Annotated in this window: 12 protein-coding genes; 5 read left to right on the top strand and 7 right to left on the bottom strand. The window is 74.2% G+C overall.

Features of this window, described 5'->3' with window-relative positions:
• The first annotated feature begins 193 nt into the window (after nucleotides 1-193).
• Nucleotides 194-379 (top strand): hypothetical protein, encoded by a 186-nt coding sequence (locus EAO70_RS33620; protein ID WP_148006513.1) that lies wholly within the window; start codon nucleotides 194-196, stop codon nucleotides 377-379.
• 128 nt (nucleotides 380-507) lie between these two features.
• Here the strand turns inward: EAO70_RS33620 and EAO70_RS33615 are convergent, their stop codons facing one another.
• Nucleotides 508-1,326, bottom strand: coding sequence for an inositol monophosphatase family protein (locus tag EAO70_RS33615; protein WP_148006512.1), 819 nt, complete (start codon nucleotides 1,324-1,326; stop codon nucleotides 508-510).
• Nucleotides 1,327-1,374: 48 nt separating this feature from the next.
• The gene (locus tag EAO70_RS33610) at nucleotides 1,375-2,502 is read right to left on the bottom strand and encodes a ferrochelatase (protein WP_148006511.1); all 1,128 of its coding nucleotides are present in this window, start codon (nucleotides 2,500-2,502) and stop codon (nucleotides 1,375-1,377) included.
• A 223-nt stretch (nucleotides 2,503-2,725) separates the two neighbouring features.
• On the opposite strand from EAO70_RS33610, the gene EAO70_RS33605 reads away from it, so the two are divergent.
• Both EAO70_RS33605 and EAO70_RS33600 read left to right on the top strand, forming a co-directional pair.
• Nucleotides 2,726-3,997, top strand: coding sequence for an MFS transporter (locus EAO70_RS33605; RefSeq protein WP_148006510.1), 1,272 nt, complete (start codon nucleotides 2,726-2,728; stop codon nucleotides 3,995-3,997).
• Nucleotides 3,927-5,276: a D-arabinono-1,4-lactone oxidase gene (locus tag EAO70_RS33600; protein WP_148006509.1), complete on the top strand. Its 1,350-nt coding sequence runs from the start codon at nucleotides 3,927-3,929 to the stop codon at nucleotides 5,274-5,276. The genes EAO70_RS33605 and EAO70_RS33600 overlap by 71 nt, the downstream gene beginning before the upstream one ends.
• Nucleotides 5,277-5,279: 3 nt before the next feature.
• Here the strand turns inward: EAO70_RS33600 and EAO70_RS33595 are convergent, their stop codons facing one another.
• Nucleotides 5,280-6,128 (bottom strand): hypothetical protein, encoded by an 849-nt coding sequence (locus tag EAO70_RS33595; protein WP_410091591.1) that lies wholly within the window; start codon nucleotides 6,126-6,128, stop codon nucleotides 5,280-5,282.
• A gap of 463 nt (nucleotides 6,129-6,591) precedes the next feature.
• Here EAO70_RS33595 and sepH point away from each other — a divergent pair, with 463 nt between their 5' ends.
• Nucleotides 6,592-7,659, top strand: a complete 1,068-nt coding sequence (gene sepH, locus EAO70_RS33590) for a septation protein SepH (RefSeq protein WP_148006508.1) — start codon at nucleotides 6,592-6,594, stop codon at nucleotides 7,657-7,659.
• A 226-nt stretch (nucleotides 7,660-7,885) separates the two neighbouring features.
• Here sepH and EAO70_RS33585 read toward each other — a convergent pair whose 3' ends face one another.
• On the bottom strand, nucleotides 7,886-8,713 hold the full coding sequence (locus tag EAO70_RS33585) for a sulfurtransferase (RefSeq protein ID WP_148006507.1): 828 nt from the start codon (nucleotides 8,711-8,713) through the stop codon (nucleotides 7,886-7,888).
• A gap of 173 nt (nucleotides 8,714-8,886) precedes the next feature.
• Here EAO70_RS33585 and EAO70_RS33580 point away from each other — a divergent pair, with 173 nt between their 5' ends.
• Nucleotides 8,887-9,669 (top strand): VOC family protein, encoded by a 783-nt coding sequence (locus tag EAO70_RS33580; RefSeq protein ID WP_148006506.1) that lies wholly within the window; start codon nucleotides 8,887-8,889, stop codon nucleotides 9,667-9,669.
• A gap of 52 nt (nucleotides 9,670-9,721) precedes the next feature.
• Here the strand turns inward: EAO70_RS33580 and EAO70_RS33575 are convergent, their stop codons facing one another.
• From EAO70_RS33575 to EAO70_RS33565, 3 genes are all read right to left on the bottom strand, one after another.
• A complete protein-coding gene (locus tag EAO70_RS33575) occupies nucleotides 9,722-11,107 on the bottom strand; it encodes a polysialyltransferase family glycosyltransferase (RefSeq protein WP_148006505.1) in 1,386 nt (461 codons plus the stop codon).
• Between the two features lie 3 nt (nucleotides 11,108-11,110).
• The gene (locus EAO70_RS33570) at nucleotides 11,111-12,076 is read right to left on the bottom strand and encodes a glycosyltransferase family 2 protein (protein WP_148006504.1); all 966 of its coding nucleotides are present in this window, start codon (nucleotides 12,074-12,076) and stop codon (nucleotides 11,111-11,113) included.
• Between the two features lie 141 nt (nucleotides 12,077-12,217).
• A complete protein-coding gene (locus tag EAO70_RS33565) occupies nucleotides 12,218-14,794 on the bottom strand; it encodes a YfhO family protein (RefSeq protein WP_148006503.1) in 2,577 nt (858 codons plus the stop codon).
• Nucleotides 14,795-14,929: the final 135 nt, after the last annotated feature.

The following is a 14,929-nucleotide window of genomic DNA, read 5'->3' as shown; positions in this document are numbered from 1 at the left end:
GAATTCACCGGATTCGCGGGCCAGTTGAGGTTTCTCTGAGGAAGGGGTTGGGGAGGACGACTGCACACCCCGTGATCACGCCCTGTATGTGGCGCGCCACCTACCGCTCTCTGTCCCCCAGAGACCGCGGTGCGTGATCCACCCACCCCCGGCACATCCCCGTGCCACCGGACCCATGACGAGGGGGCGCACGATGGACGCTTTCACCGCAGGCCTGCTGCACCGCATCAGGACCACGCAGACGGACCTCACGCGGGCTCGTGAGACGGGCGACGACTACCTGGCGGACGTGGAGCAGGCGGAACTCGACGACCTGCACCGGCTGGCCGCCGAGCACGGCGTGGAGGTCGCCGCGCCGAGCGTCCGACCCGCCGCCTGATTCGCTGCCCGACCCGCTGCCCGACCCGACCAGGACCGGCCCGCAGACCGGGGCCGTTCGACCGACCCGACCCGTAGACGCACGAGGGCCCCGCAGCCGTTCCCGGCAGCGGGGCCCTCACGCGCCCGTCAGTCGTGCCAGGCGCCGAGTTCCTCCAGGAGGTCCTGGACGGGCTCGAAGAGGCCCGGAGGGGCCGCCAGGGTCAGTTCGCCGGACTCCGGCTCCCCCGGGCGGCCGCCGGTCAGCGCGCCCGCCTCGCGGGCGATCAGGGCGCCGGCGGCGAGGTCCCAGGGGTTGAGGCCCCGCTCGTAGTAGGCGTCCAGGCGGCCGGCGGCGACGTCGCAGAGGTCGATGGCGGCCGAGCCGCCGCGCCGGATGTCGCGGACCCGCGGGATCACGAGCCGGGCGACCTCGGCCTGGTGGTCCCGGCGGGCCTGGACGTAGCCGAAGCCGGTGCCCAGGAGTGCCTGGGCGAGCGCGGGCGCCGGGCGGACGGCGAGCCGCCGCGGCTCCGTGCCGGGGGCGCCGTCGGCGTACGCGCCGCCGCCGAGGACCGCGCGGTAGGTCTCGCCCCGCATCGGGGCCGCGACGACGCCGACCACGGTCTCGCCGTCCCGTTCGGCGGCGATGGAGACCGCCCAGGTCGGCAGCCCGTACAGGTAGTTCACGGTGCCGTCGAGGGGGTCGATCACCCAGCGGACCCCGCTGGTGCCGGGGCTGGACGCGCCCTCCTCGCCGAGGAAGCCGTCCTCCGGGCGGTGTTCGGCGAGGAAGCCGGTGATCAGCTTCTCGGCGGCGATGTCCATCTCGGTCACGACGTCGATGGGGCTGGTCTTGGTCTTCGCCACGGCGAGGTCGTCGGGCCGGCCGTCGCGCAGCAGCGCTCCGGCCCGCCGGGCGGCCCCCAGGGCGAGGTCGAGCAGTTCGGTGAGCAGCGGGTCGGTCACGTGGGTGTCCCTTCGGTCGCGTCGTCGGCCGTCTCGGTCACGGGTTCCTCAGGCGTACGGGCTGTCGGCGCCGGCCGCAGCCGGGCGCTCGGTCCGGGCCGGGCAGCAGCCGATCGGGCACAGGTCGTGGGAGGGGCCGAGGGCACCGAGGGCGCACCTTTCGGCGCGGGTCCCCCGCTCGTGCGCGGCCCGCTCCAGGAGGAGGTCGCGGACGGCGGCGGCGAAGCGGGGGTCGGCGCCGACGGTGGCCGAGCGCCGGACGGGCAGGCCCAGCTCGGCGGCCTTGTCCCGGGCCTCGGTGTCGAGGTCGTAGAGGACCTCCATGTGGTCGGAGACGAAGCCGATGGGGACCATGACGACGGACGGGACGCCGGCGCCGTGCAGCTCCTCCAGGTGGTCGCAGATGTCGGGCTCCAGCCACGGGATGTGGGGGGCGCCGCTGCGGGACTGGTAGACGAGCTGCCAGGGGTGGTCGTTCCCGGTGCGCTCGCGGACGGCGTCCGCGATCAGCCGCGCCACGTCGAGGTGCTGACGGACGTAGGCCCCGCCGTCGCCGTGCTCGGTGACCGGTCCGGAGGAGGCGGCCGCGGAGTCCGGGATGGAGTGGGTGGTGAAGGCCAGGTGGGCGCCGGCCCGGACGGACGGGTCGAGCTCGTCGAGGGAGGCGAGCACCCCCTCGATCATGGGCTCGACGAAGCCGGGGTGGTTGAAGTAGTGGCGGAGCTTGTCGACCCGGGGCAGCGGGAGCCCCTCCGCCTCCAGGGTGGCGAGCGCGTCGGCGAGGTTCTCGCGGTACTGGCGGCAGCCGGAGTACGAGGCGTAGGCGCTGGTGGTGAGGACGGCGATGTGGCGGTGGCCGTCGGTGACCATCTCGCGGAGGGTGTCGGTGAGGTAGGGGGCCCAGTTCCGGTTGCCCCAGTAGACGGGGATCTTCAGGCCGGCCTCGCCGAGGTCCGTCCGCAGCGCGTCGAGGAGCGCGCGGTTCTGGTCGTTGATCGGGGAGACGCCGCCGAAGAGGAAGTAGTGCCGGCCCACTTCCTTGAGCCGTTCCTTGGGGATGCCTCGGCCGCGCGTCACGTTCTCCAGGAACGGGACGACGTCGTCCGGGCCCTCGGGGCCGCCGAACGAGAGCAGCAGCAGGGCGTCGTACGGGGCGGGATCGTGCTGATCGGACATGGCACCGATCCTGCCACCCGCGCCGGACGGCGGGCGGCGCGGCCCGGCGTCCGGCGCCCGGCCGGACGTGCGACCGGCGGTGGCGGCCGGTGGTGGCGGCCGGAGAAGGCCGGAAAAAGGGGGATGACCCATCGACTTCAACACCGTAGGCTTTAGCTGTTAATTACACGTGTTGAGTCGTCGCGCGGAGCCCGCTCCGAAGCACGGAGATCCGGAGAGCCCCTTGCCCAGTCCCTACCGCGCGATCTTCGCGGCTCCCGGCACCGCGCGGTTCTCCGTCGCCGGCTTCTTCGGCCGGATGCCGCTGTCCATGATGGGCATCGGCATCGTGACCATGATCTCGCAGGTCACCGGGCGTTACGGGCTGGCCGGAGCCCTCTCCGCGACGCTCGCGGCCTCCGCCGCGGTCCTCGGCCCGCTGGTCTCCCGGCTCGTCGACCGGCACGGTCAGCGCCGGGTGCTGCGCCCGGTGACCCTGGTCTCGCTCGTGGCCGCCGCCGGCCTGCTCCTCTGCGTGCAGCAGCAGGCCCCCGACTGGACGCTCTTCGTCTTCACCGCCGTGATCGGCTGCGTGCCGAGCGTCGGCGCGATGACCAGGGCCCGCTGGGCGGAGATCTACCGCGGCGACGAACGGCGCCTGCACACGGCGTACTCCTGGGAGTCGATCGTCGACGAGGTGTGCTTCATCTTCGGCCCGATCCTCTCGATCGGGCTGTCGACGACCTGGTTCCCCGAGGCGGGGCCGTTGTTCGCCGGGGTGTTCCTGACCGTCGGCGTGTTCTGGCTGACCGCGCAGCGGGCCACCGAGCCGGTCCCGCACCCCCACCGGGGCGGCAAGGGCGGCTCCGCGCTCCGCTCCCCCGGCCTCCAGGTGCTCGCCCTCGCCTTCGTCGCCACCGGCGCCATCTTCGGCTCGATCGACGTGGTCACCGTGGCCTTCGCCGAGGAGCAGGGCCACAAGGCCGCCGCCAGCCTCGTCCTGGCCGTCTACGCGCTGGGCTCCGGCCTGGCCGGCGCCGTCTTCGGACTGCTCCACCTCAAGAGCGAGCCGTCCCGCCGCTGGCTGCTGGGCATCTGCGCGATGGCCGTGAGTATGATCCCCCTCCTACTGGCCGGGAACCTTCCGTTGCTGGCCGTGGCGCTCTTTGTCGCGGGCCTGTCCATCGCACCGACGATGGTGACCACCATGGCCCTCGTCGAAGCGCACGTACCGCGCACCAAGCTGACCGAGGGCATGACCTGGACGGGTACCGGGCTCGCGATCGGCGTGGCGCTCGGCTCGTCGGCCGCCGGCTGGGTGGTCGACGCGTCGGGGGCCGAGGCGGGGTACGTGGTGCCCGTCGTCTCGGGCGCGGTCGCGGTCGCGGTGGGTGTCCTCGGACACCGCCGGCTGCGCAGGCCGGCGCCGAACCGGGAGGGGCAGCGTGAGCACGACGACAGCAGCGGGGACAGCGGAGTCGGGCAGCAGCAGGACGACGGGCAGCCCGTGGCGTAACTGGGCGGGGAACGTCACCTCCCGCCCGGTGCGCGAGGTGAGCCCGGCCTCGGCCGAGGAGCTCGCCGAGGAGGTGCGCCGGGCGGCCGCGGACGGACTGCGGGTGAAGACCGTCGGTACCGGCCACTCCTTCACCTCGATCGCGGCCACCGACGGCGTCCTCATCCGGCCCGGACTGCTCACCGGGATACGCCGGATCGACCGCGAGGCGATGACCGTCACGGTCGAGTCGGGCACTCCGCTCAAGCGGCTCAACGTGGCCCTGGCCCGCGAGGGCCTGTCGCTCACGAACATGGGCGACATCATGGAGCAGACCGTCGCCGGCGCCACCTCCACCGGAACGCACGGCACGGGCCGCGACTCGGCCTCCATAGCCGCGCAGATCCGCGAGCTGGAGCTGGTGACCGCCGCGGGCGAACTGCTCACCTGTTCGGAGAAGGAGAATCCGGAGGTCTTCGCCGCCGCCCGGATCGGGCTCGGCGCCCTCGGCGTGGTCACGGCGATCACCTTCGCGATCGAGCCGGTCTTCCTGCTCACCGCGCGGGAGGAGCCGATGACCTTCGACCGGGTCACCTCGGAGTTCGACGCGCTGCACGCGGAGAACGAGCACTTCGAGTTCTACTGGTTCCCCCACACGGACAACTGCAACACCAAGCGCAACAACCGCAGCGCGGGCCCCGCGGCCCCTCCCGGCCGGGTCAGCGGCTGGGTCGAGGACGAACTCCTCTCCAACGGGCTCTTCCAGGTGGCCTGCTCGCTGGGCCGCGCGGTGCCGCCGGTCATCCCGTCGATCGCCAAGCTCTCCAGCCGGGCGCTGTCGGCCCGTACGTACACCGACATCCCGTACAAGGTCTTCACCTCGCCGCGCCGGGTCCGCTTCCTGGAGATGGAGTACGCACTGCCGCGCGAGGCGGCGGTCGGCGCGCTCCGCGAGCTCAAGGCGATGGTCGAGCGCTCGCCGCTCAAGGTGAGCTTCCCGGTCGAGGTGCGGACGGCCCCGGCGGACGACATCGCGCTCTCCACGGCCTCGGGCCGGGAGACCGCGTACATCGCCGTCCACCTCTACAAGGGCACGCCCCACCGCGGGTACTTCACCGCCGTGGAGCGCATCATGACGGCGCACGGGGGCCGGCCCCACTGGGGCAAGGTCCACACCCGCGACGCCGCCTACTTCTCCGAGGCCTACCCCCGCTTCGCCGAGTTCACGGCGCTGCGCGACCGGCTCGACCCCGACCGGCTCTTCGCCAACGACTACCTGCGCCGGGTCCTGGGCGACTGACGCTCAGCCGGTCGGCGCGCCCCCGCCGTCCCCGGCGCCCGGCGGCGTCGGGGACGGCTGGTCGTCCGGCATCCCCGTCGTTCCCGGCGTCCCGCCGCCGGTCGACCCGGAGGGCGTCGGCTCGGGCGAGGGGGTCGCGGTACCGCTCTCCCCGGTGTCCCGGTCGCCCGGGTCCGGTGTGGAGCCGGTCGAGGGGGTGCCGGCGTCGCCTTCCGGGCGCCCGGTGTCCCCGGCGGAGCCGGAGGGGGCCGGGGTCGGGCCCCGGTCCTCGGTCGGGGCATCCTGCCCGGTGCCGCCACCGCGGACCACGGAGCCGAAGGTGGTGGTCCCCTGCGTGCCGCTGAAGTCCTGGCCGGAGACGAGTTCGTACGTGGTGATGCCGCCCATGGTGACGCCGAAGACGAGGGCCGCGGCGATCGCCGGGCGCTTCCAGCCGCGGACCCGGGTGCCGTGGGTGGTCGCCGTGCCGAACTCCTCGTCGAGCGGCTCGGCGTGCGGACCGGGAGGGCGGACCGTGCCCAGCATCAGGGTGTGGTCGTCCCGCGGGCCGGGGACGAGCGGCACCTGACGCCCCTTCGGCCTGGCCGCCACCGTCACGTCACGGACCTGCTCCCCGGTGCGCCGGAAGAGGTGCTGGAAGAGCGGACCACCGCAGGTGGCGATGACGCTGATCACACCGGCGCCGAGGATCGTGCCGTACACGCCGAGCGTGGAGGCGAGTTTGGCGGCGATCACCGCGGCCAGGGCGCTGCCCGAGACCTGGGCCACGCTCAGGTCGATCCTTCTCCTTCCGCCCGCCGCCTCCTCCGTCTCCTCCCGCTCGTCCGTCTCCGTGTCCGGCCTGTGGCGCATCTCCAACCCCTGCTCCAGCTCCTGCTGGCTCATCCGTTCGTCTTGCACCCAGAAGGGACATATGGGCGAAGCGAATAGTTCCGTTTCCGCTCCTTCTGTGAAGAGGGACACGTACGGCCGGAGATCGCGGACACTCAACTCCCGTACGGCCCGAGAAGTTGGGCGGCGCGCCGGTCCACCCAGGTGGCCCGAATGGAGTACATTGGCGAACCCTGGGTCCGGACGCCTTCACGGGTGCCCGGATCACGGGGAGAGGGCCGGAGACGGCGCTTGACCCGGCGGCGCCTGGACAGGCACGGCAACCGACTGCACAGAGTGACCGCCAGTCACTCCGGGTAGCCAACAGGTCACCGTGTCATAACGGCGTTCCAGGGTCCACGCCCGACACGCCGGGCAACTCGGCAAGGTAGTGGCAGGCTGCACCCGGGCAGGCCACACTCGACTAGCGGAAGCAGCGACGCACGTGACGTCGGCAGGCACCACCCGGGAGGTCCCCATGCCCGAACTGCGTGTCGTGGCCGTCTCCAACGACGGCACACGACTGGTGCTGAAGGCTGCTGACAGCACGGAGTACACACTTCCGATCGACGAGCGGCTCCGCGCCGCCGTGCGCAACGACCGCGCGCGCCTCGGTCAGATCGAGATCGAGGTGGAGAGCCACCTCCGCCCCCGTGACATCCAGGCCCGTATAAGGGCCGGTGCCTCCGCGGAGGAGGTCGCCCAGCTCGCCGGCATCCCCGTCGACCGCGTCCGCCGCTTCGAGGGCCCCGTGCTCGCCGAGCGCGCCTTCATGGCGGAGCGGGCCCGCAAGACCCCCGTCCGCAGGCCCGGCGAGAACAGCGGCCCCCAGCTCGGCGAGGCCGTGCAGGAGCGGCTGCTGCTGCGCGGCGCCGACAAGGACACCGTGCAGTGGGACTCCTGGCGCCGCGACGACGGCACCTGGGAGGTGCTGCTCGTCTACCGCGTCGCCGGCGAGGTCCACACGGCCAGCTGGACGTACGACCCGCCCCGGCGGCTCGTCCAGGCCGTGGACGACGAGGCCCGCGCGCTGATCGGCGAGACGGACGACACGATCACCGCCGCGCCGGAGCCGAGCTTCCCGTTCGTGCCGCGGATCGCCCGGCTGCCCCGGGACCGGCCGCTCGACCGCGCCCTGGACCGGCAGCTCGACCACCGCCAGCTGGAGCGGGCGTCCGCGCCCGCCGAGCCGGAGGACGAGCGGGACTCCCTCACGAGCCTGCTGGAGGCCGTGCCGAGCTTCCGCGGCGACATGGTCGTGCCCGAACAGCCCGACTCGGAGCCCTCGGAGGAGATCGAGGCGGAGGAGCCCCCGGCCCCGGCCGCCTCGGCGGGCGCGGGCGCCGCCTACGCCGACGTGCTCATGCCGCGCGCCGTCTCGGGCCACCGGGACCGGCTCACCGGCACCACCGACCGCCAGGCGGAGGCGGACGGCGTCCGCCCGGGCCGCCGCGCGGCCGTACCGAGCTGGGACGAGATCGTCTTCGGCACCCGCCGGAAGAAGCAGGACTGACGGCCGAGGCCGTACGCAGAAGGGGCCCGCGCCGGGATCGGCGCGGGCCCCTTTCGCGTACGGGGGGCATTCGGCCGGGGGAGCAGGCCTCTCCGCGTACGGCGGGCTCTTCCGCGCGCGGCGAGCCCCTCCGCGTACGGCGGGCCCCCGCGTAGGCAGAGCCGTTCCGCGTACAGCGGGGCCTTTCGCGTACGGCCGCCCCGGCGCGCCCCTTCGCGTACGGGGCCTACTGCGGGTCCGGGCCCGTCGCGACCGGGCGGGCGGGGTCGGCGGACCAGTCCGACCAGGAGCCCGCGTAGAGGGCGGCCGGGACGCCCGCGATCTCCAGGGCCAGGATCTCGTGGGCACCGGAGACGCCCGAGCCGCAGTAGACACCGACCGGCGTCCCCTCCACGGCGCCGAGCGCGCCGAAGCGGTCCCGCAGGACCGTGGCGCCGAGGAAGCGGCCCTCCGCGTCCACGTTCTCCGTCGTGGGCGCCGAGACCGCGCCCGGGATGTGCCCGCCGACCCGGTCGATCGGCTCCACGTCGCCCCGGTAGCGCTCGGCCGCCCGCGCGTCCAGGAGCAGCCCCGAGCGGGCGAGGTCCGCCGCCGCGTCGGCGTCGAGCAGCCCGAGCGCGCCCGGCTCGGGCCGGAAGTCGCCGGGCTCCGGCGCCGGCTCCTTCTCCGTGAGCTCCCCCGTCCAGGCTGCGAGACCGCCGTCCAGGACCCGGACGTCCCGGTGGCCGGCCCAGCGGAGCAGCCACCAGGCGCGGGCGGCGGCCCAGCCGAGGCCGCCGTCGTAGACCACGACGGGAGTGTCCGCGGAGACGCCGGCCCGGCGCATCACGGCGCCGAAGGCCTCCGGGTCGGGCAGCGGATGACGGCCCCCGGCGCCGGGCGGGCCCGCCAACTCCGCGTCCAGGTCGACGTAGACCGCGCCGGGCAGGTGCCCGGCCTCGTAGTCCGGGCGGCCGGGCGGACCGCCCAGCGTCCAGCGGACGTCCAGGAGGACCGGCGGCCGGGCCCCGGCCGACTCGCTCAGCAGTTCGCTCACGGCGATGATGGGCTTCATGGGTGCCATCCTCGCGCAGCCGCACGGCCGCGGGGAGCGAACCCGGCGTCCGCCCCGCGTCGACCCGGCGTGATCGCGCCACTCTTTGGTGGGACGGGGGGCGCGCCGCGGCCCCTTCGGTGACACCATCGGACGGGACACGGGCACGACGACGGTCCGAGGAGAGAGTCACGATGACCGAGGCGACTCGGCACACACCCGGCACGCCCTGCTGGGTGAGCTTGATGGTGCACGGGCTTGACGCCACCCAGGATTTCTACAACGCGCTGTTCGGCTGGGAGTTCGAACCCGGTCCGCAGCAGCTCGGACCGTATGTGCGCGCGCTGCTCGACGGCCGCGAGGTGGCGGGCATCGGCCAGCTGCCGCCCGACCGGCACCTGCCGATCGCGTGGACGCCGTACCTGGCCACCGACGACGCCGACGAGACGGCCGAGGGCATCCGCTCCTGCGGCGGGACCGTGGCCGTGGGCCCGCTGGACGCCGGGGAGGCCGGCCGGATGGCGGTCTGCTCCGACCCGGTGGGCGCGGTCTTCGGGATCTGGCAGGCGGAGGCGCACCACGGCACCGCGGCGGCGGGACCGCCGGGGACGCCCGTGTGGAACGAGCTCCTCACGTACGAGACGTCCTCGGTCGGCAAGTTCTACCGGTCGGTCTTCGGGCACGAGGTGGAGCCGGTCGTGTCCGCCGACCACGACTACGCCACGCTCCATGTCGACGGGCGGCCGGTGGCCTCGCTGCGCGGCGCCGGCGCCGCGCTGCCCCGGGACCGGGGCCCGCACTGGATGACGTACTTCGAGGTCGCCGACACGGACGCGGCCGCGCGGCTCGTGCTCCAGCTCGGCGGTCAGGTGCTGAGCCCGCCGCGTGACGCGACGGCGGGGCGGCTCGCGCTGGTCACGGACCCGGAGGGCGCGGTCTTCACCCTCGTCAGGTCCGCCGCCTCCGACGCCGGGTGAGTCCGGGGTCCCGGCGGGGCTGACCCGGCCCCGCCGGGGCTGTCCGGCCTGTTCAGCTCCGCCGGGACCGTGCGAGGCCACGGAGCCGGGACTGCAGGCCGCTCCCCCGCCCGACCGCGCCGGTGCCGCCGGGCAGGCCGAGCAGACCGAGGCGCTCGGTGTCGAAGTGGTGCGCGACCTCCGGGTCGGCGTGATGCGCGGCGAGGTAGGCGGCGGTCTCCTCCCGCATCCCCGGGTGGCTCTTGTGCCGCATGCAGTAGCCGACCGCGCGGACCAGCGGGGTGAGTGACTCCGGCGCCGCTCCGGGGACGGCCGGTGTCCCGCCGCCCTCCAGGTCCGCGACCAGGTGGTCGACGACGGTGAGCGGGATCCGGTTGCTGTTCTCGAACGGGGTGAGCCGGGCGAGGACCTCGGCGGTGCCGACGCGTGCGACGGGGACGCCGTAGTAGACGGCGGCGGTGAACATCGCGGTGGAGAAGCAGCCGACGACGAGCCGGGGCCTGCACCGCTCGTAGAAGGTCTCGGCGAGCAGCGGTCCGTCCAGGACGGTGAGCCGTACGCCCGACCGGTCCGCCTCCGCGCGGAGCGCCGTGGAATAGCCGGCCGGCGCGGACGGGTGCGGCTTGAAGACCACCGAGCGGTGTCCCGCGGCGGCGGCGCCGCGGAGCATCCGGACGTGCAGCTCCTCCTCCTCGTCGACGGTGAGGAGGTCGAGAGCGGCGAGGTACTGGCCGAGCATCAGGGCGGTGGGCTCGGCGGCGGCCGCCCGGACGATCTCGGGGTCGTCGGCCGCCTCCTCCGCGATCTCGGCGAGGACCGCGCGGAAGGCGCTGTCGGGGACGAGCTCCGGTTCCACCCCGTACTCGCTCAGGAGGAGGGGGCGCAGCCCCGGCACGAGGTCGAGGTGGAGGACCCGGCGGATCCGGCAGGCGATCGACTGCGCGAGGTCGTTGCGGGTGGGGCCGTAGCTCATCAGGCCGTCGGCGTAGACGTGGAGGGCGCTCTCGGGGAACGCGCCGGCCAGTGCCTTGGCGGGGTTGACCTGGATGGACTCCACGATCAGTTCCACCGGGGCGCTGCCGAGGTCCCAGGCGGTGCGCAGCACGCGCTGCCAGAGCGGGGCCTCCTCGGGGCGGGGCGCCCAGGCCGCGGGGTGGTACGGGTGGATCGTCCCGTTCCAGTCGAGGACGCCGTCGAAGCGGCCGGCGATCCGCTCGTAGCCGGTCATGGTCTCCATGCGCAGCGCGGTCTCCGGGATCTCGGCGTTGCGCGAGATCAGCAGGAGCCGGCGGGCGTCCTGCCGGGGGCCGAACTGCCCGGCGTCGAGCGAGGCGGCGAGGGTGGCGGCGCCGTACAGGGTGGACACCTGGAAGATCTGGACCGGGCGGCCGTCGGCGGGAGGGTGCTGCGCCGGTGCCTTCTCGGGGGCGGGGGCCATGGGTCAGGCGGTCCTTACGGTGTCGCGCAGGCTCCGGAGGAGGGTGCTGCGGGGGGTGTCCATGGTGGCGAGGGTCTCGTCGAGGACCTGCTGCGGCATGCGGTGGAGGGCGTCCCGGACGTCGGCGCGGAGCCGCTCGGCGACGGCGGGCTGGTAGGCGCCGACCTTGCCCATGTGGAAGGCGATCATCGCGCAGTAGGTGCGGACCGCCTTCGGCAGGAAGCGGTCCGCCTCGGGGTCGCGGGAGACGTCGGCGAGCAGGGTGTCGTAGGACGGGATGAAGTCCAGCTGCCGGTTGTCGGTGATCTGGGTGAGCGAGGTGGTGACGCCCCTGCGGTAGAAGACGCCGTGCAGGGAGAGCGCCGCGAACGTGCGGGCCTTGAGATGGAGGCGCCATACCCAGAGGCGGTCCTCGGCCGTTCTCAGGGACGTCTCGAATCGGGATTCACCGTTCTGGAAGAGCCGGGAACTGTAAATACCGAAGGGGACGAACGGATAGTCCACCATCGTCACCATGCTGGCGGGCGAGATTCCGTCGCGGGGGTCCATGACGGTGTCGCGGCGTTTGGCCGGGGCGTAGCGGACGTTCCTTTTCCGGCCCTCCGAGAGGACGTGGTCGGTACGGGCGAAGTCGCAGCCCAGGCGCTCGATCCCGGCGACCATGGCCTTGAGGTGGCCGGGCGCGTACCAGTCGTCGCCGTCGAGGAAGGTGAGGTGGTCGCCGCGCGCCGCGTCGATTCCCGTGTTGCGCGCCTGGGCGACTCCGCTGTTCGTCTCGTGGCGGATGACGGTCGCGTTCGGCAGGCGGTCGCGCCAGCGGTCGAGGATCTCCGGGGTGTCGTCCGTCGAGCAGTCGTCGACCAGCAGGAACTCGAATTCCGGATCCGCGTTGTTCGCGAGACTGCGCAGGGTGTCGGGCGCGTACGCCCCGACATTGTGGAACGGTACGACGACGGACAGTTTCGGCACTCGGAATCCCCATACTGGATCGAACATTTCACCCCGCTACGGCGGGTACCGTAACGGCTCGCTTTTCCGGGCGAACGATCCGCGCGTGCACTCCGGGTGAACTCTTGGCGTCCCCCGTGGAAAGCCGGCGCGGAAGCGTCCTCAGCCGGTGGGCGGCGGCCCGTCGGACGGCTCGGCCCTTCTCCGGGCGCGCCGGTGCAGGGCTCCCGTCGCGAGCAGGGCGAGGAGCGCGGTGAGGCCGACGGCTCCGCCGAGCGTGAGGCCGGGCGGGCGGAAGGAGCAGCTGACGGTGGTCGCCCGGCCGTCGAGCGGGATCGCGACGAGGCCCTGGTACGTGCGCGCGGGGCGGGGTTCCTCGTCGCCCGCGGCGCACCGCCAGCCGGAGATCCGGGGGGCGGCGAGGACCGCGGTCCCGGTGCTGCCGGGGGGAAGTTCGGCCGTGACGGCGTGTCCGCCGGCGCGCACCGCGGTGGCGCCGGTGGCGGTCAGTCCCCGTACGGCGGAGTCGAGCCGGTCCCGGAGCAGGCAGCCGACCGGCCGGCGGGGCAGCCGGACCGTGCGCTCGGGGGTCAGTGCGATCCGCACCTCGCCGGAGGCGGGCACGGTGCCGAGGGCGGCCATGGCGGCGCGGACGGCGGGCGGCCGGCCGTCGAAGTCCACGGGCGGCTGCCCCGCGAGGGCGGCGCCGCCGTGGTACTCGGGGGCCCAGAACCAGAGCTGTGAGCCCGCCGGGCAGCGGGCGGTGACGGTCCGTCCGTCCCGGGTGACCGCCGGCAGCGCGTACACGTCGGCGCCGAGGAGCCGCTCCTGCCGGGCGAACGCGGAGTCCCCGGGGTGGGTCGGCGGCCGCCGCTCCGGACGGACGGTGACCAGCGGGGGTACGGGGGTGGTGGTGACGGACACCTCGGCGCGGGGCGGGGCGTCCCGGCGTACCGCTTCGGTCGGCACCGAGCGGATCCGGGTCCCGACGGAGAAGAGGGCGTCGGTCACCGGGTTGTCCAGGGTGACCGGGTGGCGGCCCTTGGCGTAGTACCCGAAGCCCAGGTCGGCCAGGGTGCGGGAGGTCGCCTCCGCGGTGAGGCTGCTGTAGTAGTCGGCGCCCTGTCCGCCCGCGAGCAGGGCGTCGTTGCCGCCGGGGATCTCCCCGGGTTCCGTCCGGTGCTCCGGCCAGGCGTCCGCGCGGGCCGTCGCCTCGGCCACGGCGGTGTGCCAGGGACCGATCCGGGGGGACCAGGCGACCTCCTCGCGCTGCTGCTCCACGATCCGCTTCCCGGTGACCACGGTCTCGCCGCCCTGCGCGGCGACGAGGAGGACGAGGGCGAGGACGGGGAGGACGCGGGCGGCGGCGAGGGCGCGGCGGTGCGGGAGGGCCGTGAGGGCGGCGGCGAGGGTGAGGGCCGCCGCGGTGCCGAAGGCCGGGTAGGTCCAGGGATCGATGTCGGCGCTGCCGCGGGCCGCGCCGGCCAGGAGCGCGAGCAGGGCTCCGCCGGCGAGGAGCMCGGTCGGACGCGGGACGCCCCGGGCGGCCGAGAACCAGCCGGTGACGACCAGCAGTCCGCACAGGACGAAGGCCTGGCGGTAGGGGCCTCCGTTGGGCGAGGCGCCCGCGTGCCAGAGCAGGTGCGTCGGCTCCCACTGGAGCGAGAGCGCCACCAGGAGAACGGCGGCCGACCAGCCGGCCCGGACGCGCGGGGCCACGGCCTTGTTGAAGGGCAGGGTGAGGGCGAGCACGAGGGCGGGCGTGCCGATGAAGAGGGCGGGGCTCGCGAGGCTCGCGGTGGCCGGCAGGAACCGGGCGAGGACTTCCGGCCAGGCGGCGGGGGCGAAGGTGGACTCGGGCGTGGGATCGGCGACCTTGGTGCCGAGGAACACGACCGCGACGAGCGGCGCGGCGAGACCGATGCCGAGGAGCACACCGCGTGCGGCGCGCAGCACCCCGGCCAGGCGCTGCCGCGCGTCGGCGGTCTCCTCGGAGGTGAGGAGCCGGACGAGCAGGACGACGGCGGCGCCGAGGGTCGCCATGTACGCCGTGTAGAAGTTGGCGGTCCAGGCCAGGGCGACCACGAGGGGGCCGAGGACGGGGCGGCGCCCGGCGCGGGCCCACTCGCCGACCAGGCAGAGCAGCGGGAACGCGATCAGCCCGTCGAGCCACATCGGGACGGTGGCGCCGAAGTCGAAGGTCCATCCCGAGAGGGCGTACGCGGTGCCGAGGACGGCGGCGACCGGCCAGGGGCCGGGGCGCAGCCGCAGGAGCAGCAGCGCCATCGCCGCCGCGGCGGCGGAGATCTTGAGGACGGTGACGGCGTACAGGGCGAGTTCGACGCGGTCCGCCGGGAAGAGCACCACGAGCAGGTCGAAGGGGCTGCTCAGATAGGTGCCGATGTCGCCGAGGAAGTTGGCGCCGAACCCGGAGTTCCAGTTGAGGAAGGCGTCCCCGTGGGTCTCGCCGAGCAGCAGGGAGCGCCAGTACGCGTGGAAGGGCAGGTACTGCTGGCCGAGGTCGACGGTGTTCCTGGTCATCGGGCCGAACGGGTAGCCGCGGGAGAGCCCGGTGGCGAGCGCGAGGAGGACGGCGCTGAGCAGGGCGGCCGCGGCCGGACCGAGGACGACCGGGGAGCGGCGCGGGCGGCGGCGCGGCGCGCCGGGCGGGTGGTGCGGACCGCCCGCCCCCTCCTCGCCGTCGACCTCGTCGAGCAGGGTCTCGGCGGCGGGGGGCACACGTCCTCCAGGGGGCGTACGGAACAGGGGCGCCCGGGCGATCCGTCACGGGCCGACGGCCATTACCGCCGAGCCGGGCGACCCGCAACCGATCACCGGGCGGTGTTCCGGCACACCTCGGGTGAACTCCCGGTG

This window comes from Streptomyces sp. adm13(2018) (assembly GCF_008042145.1).
In the GTDB taxonomy this organism is placed as follows: Bacteria; Actinomycetota; Actinomycetes; order Streptomycetales; family Streptomycetaceae; genus Streptomyces.
The sequence above is the reverse complement of the archived record's forward strand: the minus strand, read 5'-3'. Positions and strand labels throughout refer to the sequence as shown.